We start from the raw sequence: 22,140 nt of genomic DNA, 5'->3' as shown, positions 1-22,140 counted from the left end.
ATGAAACAACGCTTTATAAAAGTGATTTTTAATGAATTAAAGACTATATTCAAAACAAGCAACAATATAGAGCAAAAGAAAGAAGTAGCATTGTTTGACTATTTTGAGGTAGTAAGAGATAATTTAGCATGTACGTTTCAAAAAATAATAAGAGAATATGAAAGAGACTAAAAGTTTTTTTACAAAAAATAATAGATTAAACAAAGGCTATGCTAAGAATTTTCATTCTAATGAAATAGATAAAAATTTTTATCGTAAAAAATTTGAGCATATATTGCCGCCAATTGATACAGTTACTGAATATGAAAATATTTATCCAGGTACTTTGGAAAAGTTAGTGAATATGGCACAAAAAGAGCAAGCTCATAAACATGAGATAGAATTACAAAATTTAAAAATAAAGGAAAAAGTTGCTAAATTAACTAGAATTTGTCTAACAATATTTGGTATTGTCGCTGTATTAGTATTCGGTATTTGTTTAATTATATCTTTCCCATTTTTTTAATAGAATATATAAAAATAAAGATAAAATATTTTATTTACTTGTAATTTAGAGTAAAATAAGTTAAATGCAATATAAAACAACATAAGACGGAGTAGTTTTATTTCTAAAAATAATTTTCCTAAAGCTAATAGAGAAATCAGAGCTAGAGAGGTTCGTTTAGTAGGCGAAAATGGCGAGATGCATGGCATCGTAAATATTAGGCAAGCACTTGATATGGCTGAAAGAGTTGGTCTTGATTTGGTTGAGATATCGCCTAATGCTGATCCTCCTGTATGTAAAATTTTAGATTTCGGTAAATTTAGGTACGAAAGCAAAAAGCGTTTGCATGAAGCACGTAAAAAGCAAAAAATAGTCGTACTTAAAGAAATGAAATTCAAACCTAATATTAGTATAGGTGACTTTGAAACTAAACTAAGGAAAATAAAAGAATTTCTAAAAGATGGTGATAAAGTAAAAATCTCTTTATGGTTTAAAGGTAGAGAAATTCTTCATAAGGATGTTGGTGAGGAATTATTTAAACGTATAGAAGTAGGATTAGAGGGACTTGCTAAGATCGATCAGCAAGCTAAAATGGAAGGCAAACAAATGATAATGATAGTTAGCCCTGACAATAAGGTGTGATGGGGGCGTAATCCTGTCATCTCGTGACTTGACCACGGGATCTCAGGACACGGATTGTGATACAAGATACCGCAATCAAGTTGCGGTATGACAAATACTACGCAAAGAAGACGACAATAAAAACAATCAAAACTATAATAAATTATGCCAATCAAACTTTTAATGCCTGCTTTATCTCCAACTATGACGGAAGGGAATTTAGCAAGGTGGTTAAAAAAAGAAGGGGATAAAATCAATCCCGGAGAAGTAATCGCTGAAATCGAAACCGATAAAGCAACTATGGAAGTGGAGGCAGTGGATGAAGGCACTCTTGCTAAAATAATTATTCCTCAAGGTAGTCAGAACGTGCCTGTGAATTCGTTAATAGCGGTATTAATCGAAGAGGGGGAAGAATTATCCGGAATTGAAGAATTTATAGCGAAAAATAACAGTAACTCACCTAAAAAAGAAGAAATATCAAAACCTGCTGAAACTATAGCTCCTCAGAACGTTAAGGAAGAGAATATTACGACCGCTTCAGATCAAAACAATATTAAAGTGTTTGCTTCACCGCTTGCTAAAAGACTCGCAAAAATCCAAAATGTCAGAATTGAAGAAATTAAAGGCAGTGGACCGCATGGCAGAATAATCAAACAAGATGTGTTATCACATAAAGGCGGCTCAAAAGCCTTAAGTAATAAGATAGTTAGTAGAAATCCTGAAGAATATCGTTTAGCACCTAATAACAATATACGTAAAATTATAGCTAAGCGTCTTCTTGAATCAAAACAAACAGTTCCACATTTTTATTTATCAATAGAATGTAATGTTGATAAGTTACTAGATATAAGAGAAGATATTAATAAGTCTTTTGGTGATGATAAATCCGCAAAAATATCAGTAAATGACTTTATTATCCTAGCTGTTGCTAAAGCTTTGCAAGAAGTACCGAACGCTAATGCATCGTGGGGGGATGATGCTATTAGATACTACAATAATGTTGATATTTCAGTAGCGGTAGCGATCGAAAATGGACTTGTTACTCCGATAATTAGAAATGCTGACCAGAAAAATATTGTAGATCTGTCTAGTGAAATGAAAGGACTAATCAAGAAAGCTAGAGAAAATAAATTAACTCCCGAAGAATTCCAAGGCGGAGGGTTTACTATTTCAAATCTTGGTATGTATGGTATTAAAAATTTCAATGCTATAATTAACCCGCCGCAAAGTTGTATAATGGGCGTTGGTAGTAGCTCAAAGCGTGCTATAGTCAAAAATGATCAAATAAGTATAGCAACAATTATGGACGTAACTCTTTCTGCTGACCACAGAGTAGTAGATGGAGCAGTTGGAGCAGAATTCTTAGCTGCATTTAAGAGGTTTATAGAAAGCCCTGCTTTAATGTTGTTGTATACTCGATGAACTTCAAAAATTGGCTACGTCGTCCTATAAGTACTCTGGTGCTCACGTACCAAGCGTACGCTCCGCTCCTCGTCTTATGGACTCCTTGCTTTTTTTGAAGTTGATCTTCGTCTACCTATGCTTTATTAAATAGTAATAAGCAACCTTACCACAAACAAATCACAAATAAAATAATATGAATATTTCAAGCTTTTCGGACAATCTGACAAAAATTTTAGGTAAATATGAGGATTTAAGTGAAAAACTATCCTCAGGAATAGGAGGGGAAGAATTTGTTAAAGCTTCCAAGGAATATGCTGACCTTGAAGATATTGTCCAAAAAATTAAAGAATATAACAAAGCTAAGGCTGAACTTGAAGAGGCAAATAATTTTAAGCAAGAGCCTAGTTTAGATAAGGCAACTCTAGAAATGATTGAGGAAGAAATACGCAATCTTGAAGATTCCTTGCCAACTCTTGAGCGTTCTGTAAAAATAGCTTTACTACCAAAAGATGAAGCAGATAGTAAAAGTGCTATTATTGAAATTAGAGCAGGCACAGGCGGTGAAGAGGCAGCACTTTTTGCTGCTAAGCTGTTTAATATGTATCAAAGATATGCGGAATTAAAAGGCTGGCGTTTTGAGATATTATCTATTGATGAGACAGGCATAGGGGGATACAAAGAAGTTTCAGCATCTATAAAAGGTAAAGATGTATTCTCTAAACTCAAATTTGAATCAGGAGTCCATAGAGTGCAGCGTGTTCCAGAAACTGAATCGCAGGGGCGTATTCATACCTCGGCTGCTACTGTTGCTGTACTTCCTGAAGTAGAAGATGTTGATATTAAACTTGAAGAAAAAGATTTAAGAATTGATACTTATAGAGCTTCGGGAGCAGGAGGGCAGCACGTTAATACAACTGACTCTGCTGTCCGAATAACACATATACCTACCGGTATTACTGTAGCACTACAAGATGAAAAATCCCAACATAAAAACAAAGCTAAAGCATTAAAGATCTTACGTGCTAGAATATATGAAGAAGAACGTAGGAAAAAAGATCAAGAAAGAGCCAATAATAGACGTAAGCAAATAGGCTCTGGGGATCGTTCAGAGCGTATACGTACTTATAATTTTCCACAAGGACGTGTATCGGATCATCGAATAAATCTTACTCTTTATAAAATAGATGAGGTGATTAACGGACAGTTAGATGAATTTATTGAGGCTTTAATTGCAAATGATGAGGCTAAGAAGCTTTCAGATATATAAAGGGTTCATATGGGTAAACGTAAACTATTGAAAGAATCTCAGAATAAAACAAGCAAAGAGTTATCAAAAGAAAGATTAGAAATTAGAAGATTACAGTTTAAAGCAGAAAAACTTGGTTTTAAAAATTCTGATAATAAAGAAGAACTTTTATCAGCCTATGCAGGTTACAGAGAAGAGAAATCAGCAAAGAAAGCTGGATTTATTGATAAAGATGGTAAGGGAGATAAAACAGCGTATAGAAAATATTTACGAGCAGGAGCAGCAAAGAAAGCTGGGCTTATTGATAAAGAAGGTAATGGGGATATAAAAGCTTATGATAAGTACCTCAGAAAACAAACTGCGAAAAATGCTGGATTTATAGATAAAGATGGCGAAGCTGATATAAAAACTTATAATAAATATACAAGAAAACAAGCGGCAAAGAAAGCCGGATTTATAGGTAAAGATGGCGATGTGGATCTAAAAAATTATAATAAATATATATTAGAACAAACTGCAAAAAATGTCGGATTTATTTACAATGGTAAAGGAGATATTAATGCTTATAAGAAACACTTAAGAGAACAAAAAATAAAAAAAATAGAAAATGATAATTGTCTAAATATAAATTATTTAGACATGGAAGAGGAAAGCTATTTAATTTTAGCTGGAATGAGTCAAGAATTTAGTTCTAAAATTATATGAAAAATAGAACAAATCTATAAGAGGTGAAGTATGGATAAAGCTGAAAATGATATAACGATATATACATTGATCCTCAAGGTAGAATGTCTAGCGTTTCAATTGGAAATGTAAGAATAGAAAAAGCTGATTCTAATAACAGTTTAAATAGTAATGAATTAAACTTGTTAAATGAAATAGAAAAGAAAAAAGATAACTATAATGATGAAGATTTAGAAATAATTAGTATCACTGCTGATACAGACTCATTAAAAGAGCACAAGGATAGTGATAATAATAGTCAAACAAAAATTTTAGATTCGGAAAAGGAAAGTGATTGTGGCACGTTTGATTGTATGGGTAAAAATGATGATTTTTGTTGTATAATTACCTAACATCATATGGAAACGTTTAAACAATTTAGGTAATTAATGAAATCGCAAGCATCTATAAATGGTAAAATATGGCAGCGTAGAAGCGTTAACGAGGAAATAGTCATAGAATTATGCCGTAGTTTTAAAATCAGTGATTTGCTTGCTAGAATGATATCTTTAAGGATTGATGATATAGCTAAGGCAGAAGATTTTTTAATGCCGAAAATCAAAAATTTGCTTCCCGATCCTTTCCATCTGCTTGATATGCAAAAGGCAGTAGATAGAGCTATTAAAGCTATCTTAAGTAAGCAAAAAATATGTATATTTGCTGATTATGACGTCGATGGTGCTACTTCGTCAGCATTACTTAAAAATGTTTTCAAAGATTTAAATATTGTTTGTGATATTTATGTCCCTGATCGTATAGCTGAAGGGTACGGTCCTACTCCTTCTGCTATGCAAAAAATTAAAGATAACGGCACTGAATTATTAATAACAGTTGATTGTGGTGCGATGGCTCATGAAGCCTTGAAATACGCAAAGGATGCAGGGCTTGACGTAATCGTTATTGATCATCATATAGCTACTGAAATATTACCTGAAGCAGTAGCTATAGTAAACCCGAATCGTGTTGATGAGACAAGTGAATGTAAACATCTTGCAGCTGTAGGGGTTGCTTTTTTATTTGCAACTGGGATATTATCAGATTTAAAGAGGCAAAATTATTTTGAGAAAACTCTTCCGCCTAATTTGATGAAATATTTGGATTTGGTGGCTCTTGGTACTGTATGCGATATGGTAAAGCTTATTGGGTTAAATCGTGCTTTTGTATCGAGCGGCTTAAAGATAATGCATCAAAGGCAAAATATCGGTATTAAAACGTTATATGATATGGCAGGGCTTAATGAAATCCCAAAATGCTATCATTTAGGTTTTATTTTAGGTCCGCGTATTAATGCCGGTGGTAGAGTAGGAAAATCAAGTTTAGGTGCTAATCTATTATCTACCAATTGCTCTAATGAAGCTCTTAAATTAGCTGAAGAGCTTGAGAAACATAATAATGAACGTAAAGTCATTGAAATGCTGATGATAGAAGAAGCAATGGAAATGGCTAAGACACAGCAAGATAATAGTTTATTATTTATTGTTAAAGAAGGATGGCATCCCGGTGTTATAGGTATTGTTGCAGGAAGACTTAAAGAGAAGTTTGATAAGCCGGTAGCAGTTATAGCCCTAAATGACGGAATTGGTAAAGCATCCTGTCGCTCTATTTTAGGTATTGATTTTGGTGCTGAGATTATTAATGCTAAAGTCAAAAATTTACTAATTACAGGCGGAGGACACGCCATGGCAGCAGGTTTTACAGTAGCTGCCGAAAAAATACAAGAATTACAAGAATTCTTAAACAACGCTTTTAGAATTAGTCTAAATAGACTAGAAAATTATAAGCAAGCAGAATATGATCTTGATTTAAGTCTTAGTAGCGTCCACTTACCTTTAATGGAGGAATTAAGTACTTTGGAGCCTTTTGGTCAAGGTAATTATGAACCTATATTTAAATTTGATAATTTATTTGTATTAAAAGCGGATATAGTGGGAAGTAAGCATATTAGATGCTTGTTTGCTCCGAATAAAAAAAGTTCCAGTAGTAAAGCATTACAAGCTATTGCTTTTAATTCGTTAGGTACTTCATTTGAAGAGGTATTACTTAGTCCTAAAGCACATAATATTTCTGTATTAGGAACATTAAAGACAAATAATTGGCAAAATAATTACACTATTCAGTTAATTATAAAAGATGTAATAATAACTTAAAAATGATGTTTATGAGCAATTTTAAAAAAATAAAAGATGCTTCTACAAAAATTTCAAAAGATTTAGCCAAAGTCGAAGAGCATTATCAAAACTATCCCCATCCATTTAGAGATCCAAATCAAGAAAAAGAACGTTTGCTTACTGTTTGCGGTGAGTTTTTAGGAGAGTTAAATCATTTTTTATATAAAGGTAAAGAAAATTTTGATAATGGTTTTAGATGTTTAGTAGTTGGTGGCGGCACAGGTGATTCGGCTATTTATCTTGCAGATCAGCTGAAAAATAAAAATGCCGAGATAATATATTTGGATTTAAACAAGTCTAGTATGGAAGTAGCACAAAAACGTGCTGAAATACGTGGTCTTAAAAACATCAAATGGGTTAACGATTCTATATTAAATATACCTAATCTAAAACTTGGAAAATTTGATTACATAAATTGTACCGATGCACTTAATCATTTAGCGAATCCCGATATGGGATTAAAAAATCTAAAGGATTCTTTAAAGCCAAAAGGTGGTATGGGTTTGATGGTATACGCAAAATATGGTCGTACCGGTGTTTATCAGATTCAAGATTTAATGAATATGGTGAATAAAGATGCTAAAAGCCGTGTCGAAGAGGTGATAAACGGAAAATTAATTTTAGATAATTTGCCTGCTACTAATTGGCATAAAAGAGGTTGGGAATTATTTTCAAATTATAAAAATTTGAGTGAAGCTGAAGTTTACGACATGTTTTTGCATAAACGAGATAAAGCCTATTCTATTCCTGAGTTATATAAACTTGTAGAAAATGCCAGTTTAAATTTTGTTGATTATCTTGATCCGATTGAGAAAGTTTTATTAAAACCAGAAAATTATATAAAAGATTCATCCCTTTTGCAAAAAATTAAGAAAATGGATAAAGTAGCTCAAGAAGCAATTTGTGAAATACTTACTGGTAATATTACTAAACACTCTTTTTATGTATCAAATCAAAAAGATAGTGTAGCATCACTTGATGATCTTGATAATGTGCCTTATTTCTATAATATCACTAATTTTGCTAAACAAATTTATGAGTATCTAGAATCTAATGCTTCAACAATAAGTAATGTTATTAATTTTACTATTAATAATGGGGTATTAAATAATGTTAATATCTCAATGTCGATATTAGCTAATACTAAGTATATATTTAAATATATGGCAGAGGAAAGAAGCTTAGGTGAGATATTTGATATAGTGCGTAAAGAGTTAAATAAAGATATAAGCAACAAAGCATTATTAAATGAAGTCAAAATATGTATTTGCCCCGTTACTTAGTACAAATATTTTGTTATTAAAGTCAAAAAGTTTATAAAGAGTATTGTTGACATTTCTGAAATCTTAATTATCTTTAAGTAAATAATTTTGGAGTAAAAAAATGGTAAGAGAAATTACTATAGGGGGACAAGAACCCGAAAAACAAAATAAAGAAGAACTAAAATTTAATGATATCGGGATAAAATTAACAGAAGTTAATAATAATTTTGATAAAATAATAGAGAGTTTAAAAAAAGCAATAAGTAAAGATCCAACAAACAAAGCTCTTTTAAATGCTATGAAAGATTTTAATATTATTAGTGAAGAATTCAAAAATCATACTGAAAATGTCAAAAATAATATTGATGAAATTATCTCATCACCTATAAAAAATTTAGCTGAACATTTAGAAAAAAATACTCCGCTTGGTAAGTTACAAAAGTTTGTAACTGATCAAGCAGAAAAAGCACAAGAAAAATTGCACGGTTTTGTAGGTGAAAATAAGATTTTGAAAGCTGCATGGGGAGTTGTACTTGCTGTATGTGAAGTAATAAAAGTTACTGTTAGTGCAGCTGTAAATTCTGCCATAGCCAATGGTAAGCTTGCTACAAGTGTAAAGGATTTTGGGGCAGCAGTTAGTGATTCATTACAAAAAAGCCCAGCAACTGGTAGAGTACGTTAATTTATTGTAAATTTATTTGCTGTCACCCCGTGGTGGCATTGCCTGCGTGAATCATTCTCCTCCCTGTCATCCCGTGATTTATTGATGGGATCCAGTTAAAAATATCAATAATATTTATATTTTTATTATTTTCTGGATGCCGCAGGTACAAGCAACTAGATGACACCGAAAGTACTTTTCGATCCAAGCATACAACCTCTAAGCAGTAATAGCATCTTTTTCAAGTATATATTCTACAAACACTTGTCTTATCTCAGGCTGTCTATGATTATGAAACAAATATCTATTAAAGAAGTAACTTGTTAAGTTTAAAGCTTGCCTTTTTTCTTCTAAGGTAATTTTGTCATTACCAGATAGCAAAAATTTTGGCAAAGGTAATAACTTATCTTTATAAGGTGCACCTACTTCATATGATACAGCTCTGCCTGATTTAGGTGATAGATAAGCTAAATCTTGTGTAGTATTGCTAACACCGCATTTAGTAAAGTCAAGTTCATAGCCCATTTCAGCAAGCAGTGCTAGCTCAAAATTAATATAATCATGAAAACAAAAATTTTTTGCTAGATTATCCAGATAGTTTATTAGCAATGAGAAAAAATTATAATGCTCTTCTCTTTCGTGAAATAACTCTTTGATTAAAGATATGACGGAATTAAAAGCATATAGCTTAGCTTTATTTATAATAAAATGACCGATATAAGATTTGACAAGCTCACATTTGGCAATTCCGATATGTTCATGGAGTCTTGCTTGCCATAAAAAATCTACTACATTACCTTCTTGATATATGAATTTACTTTTTTTCGAAGATTCCTTTGCAACACCTGAATATAAACCATGATTTTTAGTAAAAACTGTAATAATAAACGTATTTTCCTTTAGCGGCTTCTTAGCAATTATTACTCCTATATCTTTTATGTTCATGATTTTTTCAGTAACGCTTTAGCCTCTTCAGAATTACCCATATATACTATATTTTTATAATTTAGTTTTATTGCAGTAAATAAAGCTGCATGGTCATCATCAATATCCACAATAACGTCTATAACTTTTTTAGGAAATTCTTTTTGTAAAGTTTTAAGCATATGATCAACTACTAACATACCATAATATTTTACACTGCTTTCAGAATTTGTTAATATATACTCACCTTGTGCAGAAGATAAAAAATCTCGTGCATCTTCCAAATTTTCCACCTTATAAACTACACTCATTTTATTATCTCTTTTAATTTTATTCATCCACCACGGGATGACAGGGTTGGAACAATCCCTATGCATAAATAACCTAACTACTCTCTGCCATAAGCTTATAAGCTTCCACATCCTCAAGCCATTCAGCATTTTCTATCAAATATTGCTCTTGAAACCGGGCAAGTTTTGGTTCAGATTCTCCTAATAAATTTTTAAGTCCGTCAAACAAAATACCTAAAAAGCCGATATTATTCTTTTCGCAATAATTTTGCATATCTTCTATATGATTTTTGCGATCATCAACAAACACGATAAAACTAGCTTGTAACTCTTTAGAAAATTTGGCTAAAGTACCACTTTTTGAATGGTTACCGGTTATAAATATCCCTTTATAAAAAACAGCATCATCTTTTTTAGCTGAATTAAAAATTGCCAATTTTTTATTGTCAGAAAATTCTATACCTAAACTTTTCAATTCTTCATATCGCCATTCTTGCATAGATGGAATATTACCAAATTTCCCTCTACTCATCTGTGTAAGGGCATAAACGAAATAATGTTTTTTAAGAGTGTTTAAAACCTGCCCCCACTCTTCATCAATCAGTATCACTTTCCGCTGCAAACGCCAATTACTGACAATTTCTTCAAAATTATCATAATTACCTTTATTTGCCTTAATTCTATCAAGCATTTGATTATAGGGCGGTTTTCTAAAAGTAACTGATTTCGGTGTTATAATAGTATCGTCTACATCTAGAAAAATTAATGCCTCGGCGGTTATATTTTTTATTAACTCAAGAATTTCTGAAGCTGAGGAAGCTGTTGTAAATGAGGAGGTGATGTTGTGCATATATTATTATTTATTTGTTTAAGTTTTTCCGTCATTGCGAGGAAAGGCAAAGCCTTGACGCAGCAATCTCAGGAGTCTTACTTCATGAGATTGCCACGCTCTACTTACGCTCGCTCGCAATGACGACTTACTCCCCCTGTGCCAAGCTATATCCAGCTGCTCCATCAAACTCAAAAAGGTTTTCTACTTTGATAAAGTCGATATTTGCTTTGCTTAAGGTCTCAAGTAATTTCGTTATGTCTAAATGTTTAAGCTCTACTCCATCTTTAGCCATAAAACGACAACACCAATGATCGGATATGGTCTCGAATCTTGTATCACGAGGCCATAATTTCAGCCCTTTAGAAGAGATTGTTTTTAGCTCAAAATTACCAATATCCAGCTTATTTACCTTATCAGCTATATCATGAGCAGAAGCGACATTCATACCTACAAATATATCTGTGCCGACTAATTTTTTCACCTCTTTAGTGTTGATTTTATATGTGGTATTACTTTCTTGCTTTTTAGTAACTAACGGATAATCTGCTTTAGCTAATTTCTCTGGCTTCTGACCTAGCCTTTTTACTACCTCTTCAGCAAATTCTTTTGTACCAACTTTCTTAGTAGAATGGTCTTTATTATATATATCTGCTGTATGCATGCCGTCTTCTATAGTTTTCTTCCAAGCATTTTCGATTAGAGTGGCAATATCACCCTGCCCTATATGCACTAACATCATTATAGCAGCATTTAATAGCCCTGATGGGTTTGCGATGTCTTGACCTGCAATATCAGGAGCACTTCCGTGTACTGCTTCAAACATTGCATAATGCTCTCCGATATTGGCAGAACCAGCTAAGCCTACCGAACCTGAAATTTCAGCTGCTACATCAGAAATAATATCACCATACAAATTAGAAGTTACAATAACATCAAATATTTCCGGTTTAGTCGCAAGCCTTGCAGTGCCGATATCGATAATATAATGCTCATTATTGATTTGCGGATATTCTTTGGCAATTTCATTAAATACTTTATGAAAAATCCCATCGGAAAATTTCATGATATTATCCTTACTTAAACAAGTAACTTTTTTGCGGTTATTTTTTACTGCATACTCAAAGGCATATCTGATAATTTTCTCACAACCGGTACGGCTAATAAGCTTAACCGACTCATACATATTATGCGTCTGGCGGTATTCTATACCAGCATATAAATCTTCTTCATTTTCACGTATGATAGTCAGGTTTAAATTTGGATGTAGAGTTTTGGTAAACGGATAGAACGAAACAGAGGGGCGAATATTAGCAAAAAGTTGTAATGTTTTACGAATCGTAACATTCAGGCTTTTATACCCTCCTCCTTGCGGCGTAGTAATCGGAGCTTTAAGTATAACTCCGGTGCGTTCTATCGACTCCCAACTTTGTTCACTTATACCTGAACTATAGTGCTTTACATAGAGTTTTTCCCCTACTTCTATAGTCTCTAAGCGGATTCGTGCTTCAGCTTTCCGTAATATATAAAGCACGGCTTCCATTATTTCAGGACCTATACCATCCCCGTATGCAATTGTAATCGGTGTAAATTCTGCCATATTGATACTTATTAATAATTATAATTGATTTGGACTTCTTTTAATCTCTCATTCAATATAAAAGTTACTTCAGAAGTTATATTTAAATTATCTTTCGCATATAAAATTTGAGCACTTGGAATGACTAAATTAACGCTATATTTTTCTGCAAGCTCACTAATTATTGTAATCGTTAATTCATGAATTTTGCTCATAGCTTCAGCATGAGCTTGCTCAAGTCTTGCTTTTTTACTCTGAATTTCTTTTTTTACTTCAGTAACTTTTTCATAAAATTCGCTTACTTTCTTTTCAAACTCATCTTCACTTAAAGAAGAACGTTCTTTCATCACGCTTTCTTCCATAGGTTTAAATTCTGCTTCTTTGGCGTTAATATCTTCTTGAATTTTTTGATTAATTTTTTCAACTTTATTACGCAAATTTTTTATAGCCATTGATCCTTCTAAAATCGATTGAACATCAACAATAGCCACTCTAACTTTAAAATTATCTTCTTTATTTGGCAACTCTGCCTGAACAAAATATGAAAAACTTATTATTAAAAGCAACCCTAATAATCTATACTGCACGATATAACTCTGTTTTTATTAAATTGTCATTGCGAGGAGATGCAACGCATCGACGCGGCAATCTCATAAAACAATATAAACCTCCTGAGATTGCCACGTCGAAATTTACAGTTTCTCCTCGCAATGACGAATAATCTAAAACACTCCACTAATCAAGAATAAATAACATAATATGATTTGTCTAGCCTGAATATTACCCTAGCATTTGTACATCCATCTCCTGCTGCCCTTCTGTACATTCACCATCAGATTTATAATCTTCTTGATTATCACCCATATTAACATCCTCACTACTATCACTAACCTCAAGCTCTGGTTCTGTCAAAGGTTCTTCCAGGTTAACATTATCAACCCCATGAATTTTATTAAGCTCCCTTAAAGCGTCAAAAGCAATCTTAAAACTTGTATCTTGCGACTCTATTAATACAGCTTTCATTCCAGCTTTTTTTGCAGCCTCTACATTATATAATGTATCTTCAATTAATAATACATTTGCCGGATTTGTTACTCCTGCTTTTTGCATAGCTTCTTCTATATGCTTCTGTTTGTCACAAACGGGATGAACCATATAATATTTCTTCAAAGCTGCCGGTAAATAAGATACTATATGTAGCTTTTCCACATCTTCTTTAAGTATTTTTGTCATAGCATATTTCACGGCTTGCGGATAATCGTTAAATGATACTAGTGCCACTTCATATTCAGATGACCAAGCTTTTTTTACTAAAGTAACTAATCTTTCTTTATTCCTCCAACCTAAAGACGGATTTCTTAAAAATTCATCTGTATATTGTATTATTAGTTCTTCGGTGATAGACATCCCAAATTTATGGGCTATCATTAATTTCTCACCAAGGTAATTATGCAAACTCTTGAAAAATATTGTTCCGTCGACATCAAGACATAATAGTTTTTTTTGCTTCATAAATGGAATTGTAAAAGTTAATATATATTGTTCTTTAAATTGAATTCATGAGTTTTACAAGAAGTTTATTCCAATTTTTGCTATTTTGGTATATAATGCAGAAAACTATTGTAAACTTGTGAGAATTTTTAAAGATGACATCTATTCGTAATATAGCAATTATTGCCCACGTTGATCATGGGAAAACCACGCTTGTTGACAACATGCTTAAACAAAGCGGTACTTTTAGAGCTAACCAACAAGTAGCCGAACGTGCTATGGACTCTAACGACCTTGAGCGTGAACGTGGGATTACCATACTTGCCAAATGTACTGCCCTTATGTGGGGTGATGTACGTATCAATATAGTAGACACACCAGGACACGCTGACTTTGGCGGTGAAGTAGAACGCATACTTAGCATGGTTGACGGCGTTGTGCTACTTGTTGACGCATCAGAAGGACCAATGCCACAAACAAAATTTGTGCTTTCTAAAGCCTTAAAGCTTGGTTTAAAACCTATCGTTGTTATTAATAAGATTGATAGAGACGACCAAAGAATAAACAAAGTTATTGATGAAGTATATGAGCTATTTGTAGCGTTAGAAGCAAATGATGATCAGCTTAATTTCATAGATAAAATAGTTTATGCTTCAGGTAGAGCAGGCAGAGCTTCTTTAAATTTTGATGAAACGATAAATCCTTTAGATAATTTAGCAGATGATCTTGCACCTTTATTTGACCTGATAGTAAAGCATGTACATGCTCCTATAGCTGATGCTAAAGCACCGTTTTCTATGCTTGTTACTACTAGAGAATTCAATCCTTTTTTCGGTAGAATTTTAACTGGTAGAGTACAAAGCGGTAGCGTTAAGGTTAACCAAAATATTAAAGTACTAAACCGTGAAAATAAAGTACTTGAAAATGGGCGAATCACTAAAATATTAGCTTTTAGAGGACTCGAGAGAATCGCTATAGATGAGGCTATGGCTGGTGATATTATCGCCATTGCTGGTGCTGAAAATGCTAACGTTGCTGATACGATATGTGCACCTGAAGTAACTGAGGCACTGCCATCGCTACCGATTGATCCACCAACCCTATCTATGACCTTTAGCGTTAATGACTCACCACTTGCAGGTAAAGAGGGTACGAAAGTTACATCAAGCTTAATTGGCAACAGGTTAATGCGTGAACTTGAGAGTAACGTAGCCCTTAAAGTAACCGAAGCACCTGGATCAAATGCTTTCCAAGTTGCAGGACGTGGAGAATTACAGCTTGGTATCTTAATCGAGACTATGCGTCGTGAGGGCTTTGAATTATCAATCAGTAGACCAGAAGTATTATTCCAAACAGGCGAAAACGGCAATAAACAAGAACCTATATAGTCCTTGCTTGATCGGCTTGATGATGATTATGTTGGTGTGGTCGTAAGCTCCTTATCGCTTAGAAAATGCGAAATGACTGATATGAGACCATCAGGTGGCGGCAAAAGCCGTGTTACCTTTATTGGTCCATCAAGAGGTTTGATCGGTTATCACAGCCAATTCTTAACTGAAACTCGTGGTACTGGTATTATGAATCGTATTTTCCATGGCTATGCTGATTATAAAGGCACTATCGAAGGGAGGACTAAGGGCGTACTTATCTCTAACGGCGATGGTGACGCTGTTGCTTACGCTCTATGGAATCTGGAAGATAGGGGAAAAATGTTTATCAATCCAGGTGACAAAGTATATAGAGGGATGATTATCGGTGAACATAGCCGTGATAACGATTTAGAAGTAAATCCGCTTAAGGCTAAACAACTAAGCAACGTTAGAGCATCCGGTAAAGATGAGGCTATTAAATTAACCCCGCCAATGCTTTTAACTTTAGAGCAAGCAATCAGCTATATACAAGATGATGAGCGAGTTGAGGTAACACCGAAATCTATCCGCTTACGTAAAGCTCTACTCGACCCTAACGACCGTAAAAGAGCTGGGAAGTAAGGAATTATTATTGCATAAATCGAAAAACGTTCTTGGTGTCATCCCGTAGCGGCATTGCCTGCGTGGATCGGAAAACGCCCTCGATGTCATCAACTATGTTTTAAATTAAAAAGAAGAGATTTTAATTTAGCATTAGCGATGACAATAATTTTACGCATTAAAGCGGTAAGAGCGACCATTTTCTTTTTACCATTGTTAATGAGTCGCTCATAAAAGAGTCTTAAACCAGAAGTCTTGCTATTACGGGCTGACATAGCAGCAAGGAATAGTATAGCTTGACTCCTGCTCTACACCATGTCCTACCTTTCTATATCCTTGATATTTACCACTATCATTAGCTTTTGGAGCAAGCCCTGCAAGAGAAGCAATCTGCCGTCTTGTTAACTTCCCTAACTCCGGTAATAATATTAATAACTCAAAAGCAACTATATTACCAATGCCATTTATCTCTTTCAATATCTCATGCTTTGCTTTTAACAGCTGATCTGATGATATAATCACTTCTACCTGATTAGTAATCTCTGTAATTTGATTACTTAAAACATCTATCATATTTATACAGCTATTTTTAACAAACTTATCTGTATTTGCTTGTTGTAATCTATTCTTTTCGGCAACTAACATTTGCTTTAAATCATTCCGTCTTTGTACTAACCGAAATAATTGTATATTTTGTTTTGATTCAGGCTTAAATACTTCAAGCTTATCTGCTCGCTCCTTACCATATAATCCTAATGCTTTAGCATCTAACTTATCTGTTTTTGCACTATTACCATATGATCTGATAAAATTCTTTACCTTTCTTGCATCTGCTCTATGTACTACATAACCTCTTTCACATAAGCTATACAATAACTCTAGTTCATATCCGCCTGTTGTTTCAACTACAGTTAGAGAGTTTGCTAAAATATCCTTATTATCATTAATAAATTCAAATATACCGAAACTTGTATTCTCATATTCTTTTGTATCTTTTATGCCCTCTATTCCTACTACAAAATTATATTTTCCTATATCAATTCCTATATGTTTGTGATATTTTATCATATGTACCTCGAGATTTTATATTGTTTAGGATTGTAATCGGGCGTGCTTATCGCATCCCTTCCAACTATTCAAACTTCTCGAGAGTCGGGCTATAGTACCTTGATGACTCCGGTCGTATAAAACCTACTATACCGTGACGGTCGCTTACGCCCGCTTAATACCCTATATCATTATATAGGGTATTAACACTCTCTTATAAATGTTTATATTACATTTATAACTTATATTATATCACTTTCTTTTCTTACAATACCGTGGCTTGCTAACTAGATCCAGAAAATAATAAAAAATACTAATTTTATTAGTATTTTTAACTGGCTCTAGTTCATAAATCACGGGATGACAGGGGAAAATGATCCACGCAGGCAATGCCTCCCGTGGCTTGTACAATAGTACCGGACAGTTATTATTATATGTCATTCTTAGCAACGGCGGGAATCCATCATAAAGCGAGATACCTAAGCTTTTAATTTTAAAAACTTTCTGCTTTTATGTTTATTTTTCTAGATTCCCGCTTCTAGCTAGGAATAACATTGCGGGCTTTTTTTAAATCCACACGGGTAAATCCTACACAGGAATGACATATGAGCCATGTAACCTACATAGAATTACACAACAGCTAATTCTTTATCAGGCAAAAAGCCACCAATTTGAGAGTCCCATAAAGTCTTATATAACCCGTTACGATCTAGTAGCTCGTTATGGCTGCCGTCTTCGACAATTCTACCTTTATCAAAAACAATAATCCTATCCATATGCAAGAGCGTTGATAAACGGTGGGCAATTACTATCGTTGTTTTTCCTTGCATTAAATCCCATAAGCTTTTTTGAATATATTCCTCAGTCACAGAATCTAGTTGTGAAGTGGCTTCGTCTAAAATCAAAATTGGAGCATTTTTAAGAATAGCCCTTGCGATTGCTATTCTCTGTCTTTGTCCGCCTGATAGCTTGATACCTCGCTCACCAACTAACGACTCATAACCAAGCGGTAATTTTTCAATAAACTCATGTGCATAAGCTTTTTTAGCAGCCTCTATTACTTCTGCATCTGAAGCATCAGGTCTACCATATCTAATATTTTCCATAAGGCTACGATGAAAAAGTGAAGCTTCTTGCGGTATTACGCCTATATTATTACGTAGCGACTCTTGCGTAATTTCTTTAATATCTTGATCGTCAATAACTATTTTTCCTTCTGCTATATCATACATTCTAAGGATCAAATTAACAAAAGTTGTCTTGCCACTTCCGGAATAACCTACCAACCCTACTTTTCCCCCGGGCTTGATTACTAACGATTTATTTTGAAATAACGGCGTAGTATTTTTATATTGGAATTTTACTTTATTAAAAATTATCTCTCCCTTTTTAATTATCAAATTCTTGGCATTAGGTTTGTCAATTATTTCAAGCGGAGTTAAAGCAATATCAAGCCCCTGCCTCGTTTCACCTACTGCTCTAGAAAATTTTAAAATATCACGAGATAAAGACCATAAAATATCTATAATCGAAATATTAAGAGTTATAAGCAGAGCAAAATCACCAGTAGTAACGACTCCCCCTGCTTAAAGCCCGATATTAGGAGAATAAAACCAATTATCTGATAGATAACAAATAATACGCCTTGAAAAGCAAACATATATAAAAACCACCAGTCACGTTTTTGGCTAGCTTTTACATATTCATTAAGTTGACCGCTTAATCTTTTGACTCTATCTTTTTTGAAGCAAATAAATGTACACTGATAATATTACTTAAAATATCGACAATATAACCCACTAATTTTGAACGTATTTCAGAAGATTTTTTTGATAATTCTTTAGCACGTTTTGCAAAACAAATTGCACCGATAGTAAATATAATTACCCAAATGCCTAATAAAAACGCAAATTTATAACTTATTGTAGAGACCGTAAAAATGGCTATTACTATCGCTATAAAAGCACAAAAGAATTGATTTATTACCACATATATCAAATCAGGTATATTACCCATTACGTCTTTTACTTTATTAGCAAGATTACCGGCAAAATGATTCTGAAATAAATTTTGCGAATGTTGCATCATTTTTTCCATTAGAATATCCGCTATATAACGCTGCATAGGCGAATATAATTTAATGCCGATATAATCTAAAAACCGCCACATAATAATTATAACTAACGACATGCCAAGATAAAAAATCATCAATCCCGATAATTCACTTACTATATTTTCAGCATTTAATAATGGGATTTTATCAAGCATCAGTTTTAATATATATGGGCGAAGACTCATATCGATTGCCCAAATAATAGCAACTGTAAACTGCCCTAAAATTAACCATTTAAAAGGCTTACAAACTTCAAATATAAAATTAAGTATTGGGTTATTTTTCATAGATTTTTAAATTAGAGCAGGATAAGTAAATAGTAATAAGTGAGACAGGTTTAGACCGAAATGAACCATCATAGAGCATAATATTTTATTGATTTTATAGTATGCATAGCCATAGAAAAATCCGCAAGTGCTACTTAGAATTACATAAACCACCTTGAAAATGTGCCACTCCGAATATTAAAGATGCTATAACTAATGCTAACATTTGTTGTTTTGGTAAAAGATTTTGCAGCGTTTTTTGTATAAATCCTCTAAAAAATACTTCTTCACTAAAACAGACAAAAAAGAAATTATTAATCATCCATATCAGTAATATATCGGGGAGTTTAGGCTCAAATAAAACATAACCGCTTACTAATACTAGAGTTATAATTATTGCTATACATGACAATAGCGAAAATAATGTATATTTAACAACCCTTTCACTTTTCGAGCGTTCTAAAATAGATAAATCACTCATAGCAAAAATTATTAATGCCGGCATTACCTTATCAAAATTCAAATACATCGAAAATGGCATTGAAGCTTTAGATAATTGTAAATTACTAATCGCAATTACGTTAAAAAATCCAGGAACTTTATGAAATGCAAAAACGGCAAAGCAAACCGAAAGTAATATAAATAACAATGTTCTTATTACTTTATTCAGCTGCGGGAAATTGAAATAAGCATAAGTGATAGCAGAAAAAACAGCTAACGCACTAAGCCCGATAATATTTATTATGCCTTGATAAAAAGCTGATAAGACCGTAATGCTCATAACCGAATACATTACTCGTTTATTAGAGCAGAATAAGGAAATCATTATTGTTGTGATGAGCAAAATATAAGTTGTATTCAGAGCTTGCATAAAAATATTGTTATTAAGTAAATAAGTAGGTGTCATTCTGTTATACCGGCGTTGTTGTATGGATCACTTTTGTCATCCCGTGGCTTGTCCACGGGATCCAGTTAAAAATACGCTAGTATTTTTTATTATTTTTCTGGATCTAGTTCCCAAGCCATGGGATGACATAGTAATACAATAACACTAAGTTTTCATTATTATTCAATCTTCAACAACCTAACGCTATGTCTACCGCCTTCGAATTTAGTGGCTAGAAATTTATCTATAATATCAAATACTGTTTTGTGATCTACGGTTTTTGCACCTAATACCAAAATATTAGCATCGTTATGAGCTTTAGCACTCTCAGCTGTTGACACATTAACACATAGAGCCGCTCTTATTTCTGAACTACGATTAGCAGCAATCGACATACCAATGCCCGTATCACCAATTAAAATACCAATGCGAGCGAGCTTTTCAATAATATTATTTACTACTTTTTTGGCATAATCAGGATAGTCAACGGATTGCGTATTATGTGTTCCGCAATCGTAAACACTCAAAGATTTTTTTTGTAAATATTCGATAATTATGGATTTAAGTTCATAACCGGAGTGATCACTTGCTATAACAATATCGTAAGTTTTCATAATTAATTTTTTTAATGGAAAATGAATGATAAGAATTATATAATAAGTATAATTTATTGACTAACACAATATAATAATCTTATTAAATATATGAAATACCCTGTTGCATACTCGTTTTATTTGAAAAATTGGCTACGTCATCTTTGCAGCTCTTTCGGTACTCACGTACTAAGTGTGTACGCTCCGTTCCTCGGTCTACAAATTCCTTGCTCTTTTCCAAATAAAACTTCGTATGCTAATTCTCTACTGACTCGTTGTATACTTGGTACTATATTATGCTTTTCTCTAACTGCTTGCGTTGATCAACATCCTGCCCCAATCGAGTATAAAGAAAGAGGAATTACCGTTAGTAATTCTGGTAATGTTATTGATAATGATGAGGGGATAATAACTAGTAGCACTATAGAAGAAGCTCCTAAATTAGAAGTAAGCGGCTCTTTAGAAGAGCCTGCAATAGAAACTACTGAAAACGATAATGATGCTGTAATAATTCCTACCACAAAACATGATGAAGAAATAACAAAGCTAATTTTTGAGAAACCTCTAGATGGCGAGATTGTTACCGAGTTTAAAGAGGGCAAGAATAAAGGCATAGATATTGCTGTTTTAGAAGAAAGCAGTGTTAATTCTATAGGCTCAGGAATTGTTATATTTTCAGGAAATAATGCACAATTCGGTAACTTAGTAATCGTTAAATTAGATAAAGACGATCTAGAAGTAGCTTATGCCGGCTTAAAAGATTTATCAGTTAAAAAAGGCGATAAGGTTACTAAAACTAGCATAATCGGGCATGTGGAAGATAAGCTGTATCTAGCTATGCGTAAAGGCAAAGTAGCAGTTGACCCAACTAAATATATCGCATTCTAAAATGGAGCTTATTACTTTAACTAAATATGGTGATCCTCAGAATGTAGCAGTCAGAAGAAGCACTCAGGCTAAGAATATAAGCATTCGAATTACGCATAAAGGGGCTGAGCTTGTATTACCCCTTAAGGTAAAAGCTGAAAGGGGTTATAATTTTTTGCTGAGTAAAGAAAATTGGGTGAGGCAAAAATTACGCCGTAACGTAACTAAACCTATCAATGAAGAAAATAAGATTTCCATTTTAGGCAAAAATTATCAAATAATTCATACTGATTCACCTGAAAATCAGGTAAAATTACAAAATGACGCATTGGAAGTATATTGCAGTAAGGTACTTAAAAAAATTAGCATTGAAGTATTTTTGAAAAAGAAATTACTATCAGAAATAAAAGCTATAGTAGAAACCATTTCCAAAAAGCATAATTTAATTTATTCTAATATTAGAATAATGAAAAATGTAACTACGAAATGGGGCAGCTGCTCTAGCTGCGGCAATCTTTCTTTTAACTGGCGAATAGTTTTTGCTCCTTACGAAGTTCTAAAATATTTAGTAGCTCATGAAATGGCACATTTAAAGGAAATGAACCATAGCAAAAATTTTTGGCAGCTAGTTGAGGATATTTATCCCGAATACCAACCAGCTAAATTATGGCTAAAAAGAAACGGCAGAAATTTATATAGTTATTTATTATAACTTG

23 protein-coding genes and 3 pseudogenes are annotated in these 22,140 nt (G+C 33.2%); 14 read left to right on the top strand and 12 right to left on the bottom strand.

The genetic code is table 11. The features are described 5' to 3' along the window. The 10 genes and pseudogenes from RBE_RS08810 to RBE_RS01500 all read left to right on the top strand — a co-directional run bounded on the left by RBE_RS08810 (position 1) and on the right by RBE_RS01500 (position 8,590). Entirely contained in the window at positions 1-171 is a 171-nt protein-coding gene (locus RBE_RS08810) for a hypothetical protein (protein WP_012152124.1), read from the top strand. Then, complete coding sequence (locus RBE_RS01540; RefSeq protein ID WP_011476994.1) at positions 158-505, top strand: DUF2335 domain-containing protein; 348 nt, start codon at positions 158-160, stop codon at positions 503-505. Before RBE_RS08810 ends, RBE_RS01540 begins: the two co-directional genes overlap by 14 nt. A gap of 81 nt (positions 506-586) precedes the next feature. Beyond that, positions 587-1,126: a translation initiation factor IF-3 gene (gene infC, locus RBE_RS01535; protein ID WP_081423312.1), complete on the top strand. Its 540-nt coding sequence runs from the start codon at positions 587-589 to the stop codon at positions 1,124-1,126. 144 nt (positions 1,127-1,270) lie between these two features. Further along, a complete protein-coding gene (locus RBE_RS01530; RefSeq protein WP_011476992.1) occupies positions 1,271-2,527 on the top strand; it encodes a pyruvate dehydrogenase complex dihydrolipoamide acetyltransferase in 1,257 nt (418 codons plus the stop codon). 175 nt (positions 2,528-2,702) lie between these two features. Beyond that, complete coding sequence (gene prfA / locus RBE_RS01525; protein WP_011476990.1) at positions 2,703-3,776, top strand: peptide chain release factor 1; 1,074 nt, start codon at positions 2,703-2,705, stop codon at positions 3,774-3,776. Between the two features lie 9 nt (positions 3,777-3,785). Then, entirely contained in the window at positions 3,786-4,460 is a 675-nt protein-coding gene (locus tag RBE_RS01520; RefSeq protein WP_011476989.1) for a hypothetical protein, read from the top strand. Positions 4,461-4,543: 83 nt separating this feature from the next. Then, a complete protein-coding gene (locus RBE_RS01515) occupies positions 4,544-4,831 on the top strand; it encodes a hypothetical protein (protein ID WP_011476988.1) in 288 nt (95 codons plus the stop codon). A 36-nt stretch (positions 4,832-4,867) separates the two neighbouring features. Then, positions 4,868-6,625, top strand: a complete 1,758-nt coding sequence (recJ, locus tag RBE_RS01510; RefSeq protein ID WP_011476987.1) for a single-stranded-DNA-specific exonuclease RecJ — start codon at positions 4,868-4,870, stop codon at positions 6,623-6,625. An 11-nt stretch (positions 6,626-6,636) separates the two neighbouring features. Continuing rightward, positions 6,637-7,966: pseudogene (locus RBE_RS01505) on the top strand (class I SAM-dependent methyltransferase). Positions 7,967-8,029: 63 nt separating this feature from the next. Continuing rightward, positions 8,030-8,590: a hypothetical protein gene (locus RBE_RS01500; protein WP_011476985.1), complete on the top strand. Its 561-nt coding sequence runs from the start codon at positions 8,030-8,032 to the stop codon at positions 8,588-8,590. Positions 8,591-8,788: 198 nt separating this feature from the next. On the opposite strand, the gene recO is transcribed toward RBE_RS01500, so the two are convergent. The 6 genes from recO to RBE_RS01470 all read right to left on the bottom strand — a co-directional run bounded on the left by recO (position 8,789) and on the right by RBE_RS01470 (position 13,619). Further along, on the bottom strand, positions 8,789-9,514 hold the full coding sequence (gene recO, locus RBE_RS01495) for a DNA repair protein RecO (protein ID WP_011476984.1): 726 nt from the start codon (positions 9,512-9,514) through the stop codon (positions 8,789-8,791). Further along, complete coding sequence (locus tag RBE_RS01490) at positions 9,511-9,804, bottom strand: hypothetical protein (protein WP_041804778.1); 294 nt, start codon at positions 9,802-9,804, stop codon at positions 9,511-9,513. Before RBE_RS01490 ends, recO begins: the two co-directional genes overlap by 4 nt. Before the next feature lie 73 nt (positions 9,805-9,877). Next, a complete protein-coding gene (locus RBE_RS01485) occupies positions 9,878-10,633 on the bottom strand; it encodes a DUF2608 domain-containing protein (protein ID WP_011476982.1) in 756 nt (251 codons plus the stop codon). A 127-nt stretch (positions 10,634-10,760) separates the two neighbouring features. Next, entirely contained in the window at positions 10,761-12,212 is a 1,452-nt protein-coding gene (locus tag RBE_RS01480; RefSeq protein ID WP_011476981.1) for an NADP-dependent isocitrate dehydrogenase, read from the bottom strand. An 11-nt stretch (positions 12,213-12,223) separates the two neighbouring features. Continuing rightward, positions 12,224-12,778 (bottom strand): OmpH family outer membrane protein, encoded by a 555-nt coding sequence (locus RBE_RS01475; RefSeq protein ID WP_011476980.1) that lies wholly within the window; start codon positions 12,776-12,778, stop codon positions 12,224-12,226. A 193-nt stretch (positions 12,779-12,971) separates the two neighbouring features. Continuing rightward, positions 12,972-13,619, bottom strand: a complete 648-nt coding sequence (locus tag RBE_RS01470; RefSeq protein WP_143549749.1) for a hypothetical protein — start codon at positions 13,617-13,619, stop codon at positions 12,972-12,974. A gap of 218 nt (positions 13,620-13,837) precedes the next feature. Here RBE_RS01470 and typA point away from each other — a divergent pair. Continuing rightward, positions 13,838-15,673 (top strand): annotated as a pseudogene (gene typA, locus RBE_RS01465) (translational GTPase TypA). 89 nt (positions 15,674-15,762) lie between these two features. Here the strand turns inward: typA and RBE_RS09075 are convergent. The 3 genes from RBE_RS09075 to RBE_RS01450 all read right to left on the bottom strand — a co-directional run bounded on the left by RBE_RS09075 (position 15,763) and on the right by RBE_RS01450 (position 18,099). Further along, positions 15,763-15,927, bottom strand: coding sequence for a hypothetical protein (locus tag RBE_RS09075; RefSeq protein WP_011476965.1), 165 nt, complete (start codon positions 15,925-15,927; stop codon positions 15,763-15,765). Next, positions 15,914-16,720 carry an IS110 family transposase gene (locus RBE_RS01455; RefSeq protein ID WP_011476976.1) on the bottom strand — a complete coding sequence of 269 codons (807 nt, stop codon included), beginning with the start codon at positions 16,718-16,720 and terminating at the stop codon, positions 15,914-15,916. Before RBE_RS01455 ends, RBE_RS09075 begins: the two co-directional genes overlap by 14 nt. 608 nt (positions 16,721-17,328) lie before the next feature. Beyond that, a complete protein-coding gene (locus RBE_RS01450; RefSeq protein WP_011476975.1) occupies positions 17,329-18,099 on the bottom strand; it encodes an ABC transporter ATP-binding protein in 771 nt (256 codons plus the stop codon). Positions 18,100-18,115: 16 nt separating this feature from the next. Here RBE_RS01450 and RBE_RS09070 point away from each other — a divergent pair, with 16 nt between their 5' ends. Beyond that, entirely contained in the window at positions 18,116-18,289 is a 174-nt protein-coding gene (locus tag RBE_RS09070; protein ID WP_228368749.1) for a hypothetical protein, read from the top strand. A gap of 129 nt (positions 18,290-18,418) precedes the next feature. On the opposite strand, the gene RBE_RS01445 is transcribed toward RBE_RS09070, so the two are convergent. The 3 genes and pseudogenes from RBE_RS01445 to rpiB form a co-directional block, all read right to left on the bottom strand. Further along, positions 18,419-19,099 (bottom strand): ABC transporter transmembrane domain-containing protein, encoded by a 681-nt coding sequence (locus tag RBE_RS01445; protein ID WP_011476974.1) that lies wholly within the window; start codon positions 19,097-19,099, stop codon positions 18,419-18,421. A gap of 6 nt (positions 19,100-19,105) precedes the next feature. Continuing rightward, a pseudogene (locus RBE_RS09065) lies at positions 19,106-19,400 on the bottom strand (CPBP family intramembrane glutamic endopeptidase). A gap of 743 nt (positions 19,401-20,143) precedes the next feature. Next, positions 20,144-20,578 (bottom strand): ribose 5-phosphate isomerase B, encoded by a 435-nt coding sequence (gene rpiB, locus RBE_RS01435; RefSeq protein WP_011476971.1) that lies wholly within the window; start codon positions 20,576-20,578, stop codon positions 20,144-20,146. Positions 20,579-20,668: 90 nt separating this feature from the next. Between rpiB and RBE_RS01430 the strand changes: the two genes are divergently transcribed. Together RBE_RS01430 and RBE_RS01425 are read left to right on the top strand one after the other, a co-directional pair. After that, positions 20,669-21,445, top strand: a complete 777-nt coding sequence (locus RBE_RS01430) for a murein hydrolase activator EnvC family protein (RefSeq protein ID WP_011476970.1) — start codon at positions 20,669-20,671, stop codon at positions 21,443-21,445. 1 nt (position 21,446) lies between these two features. Continuing rightward, positions 21,447-22,136: a M48 family metallopeptidase gene (locus RBE_RS01425; protein ID WP_011476969.1), complete on the top strand. Its 690-nt coding sequence runs from the start codon at positions 21,447-21,449 to the stop codon at positions 22,134-22,136. Positions 22,137-22,140: the final 4 nt, after the last annotated feature.

It is taken from the genome of Rickettsia bellii RML369-C (genome assembly GCF_000012385.1).
GTDB classification, from domain to species: domain Bacteria; phylum Pseudomonadota; class Alphaproteobacteria; order Rickettsiales; family Rickettsiaceae; genus Rickettsia; species Rickettsia bellii.
Note: the sequence above shows the minus strand (reverse complement) of the source record. Positions and strands in the feature narration are given on the sequence as shown.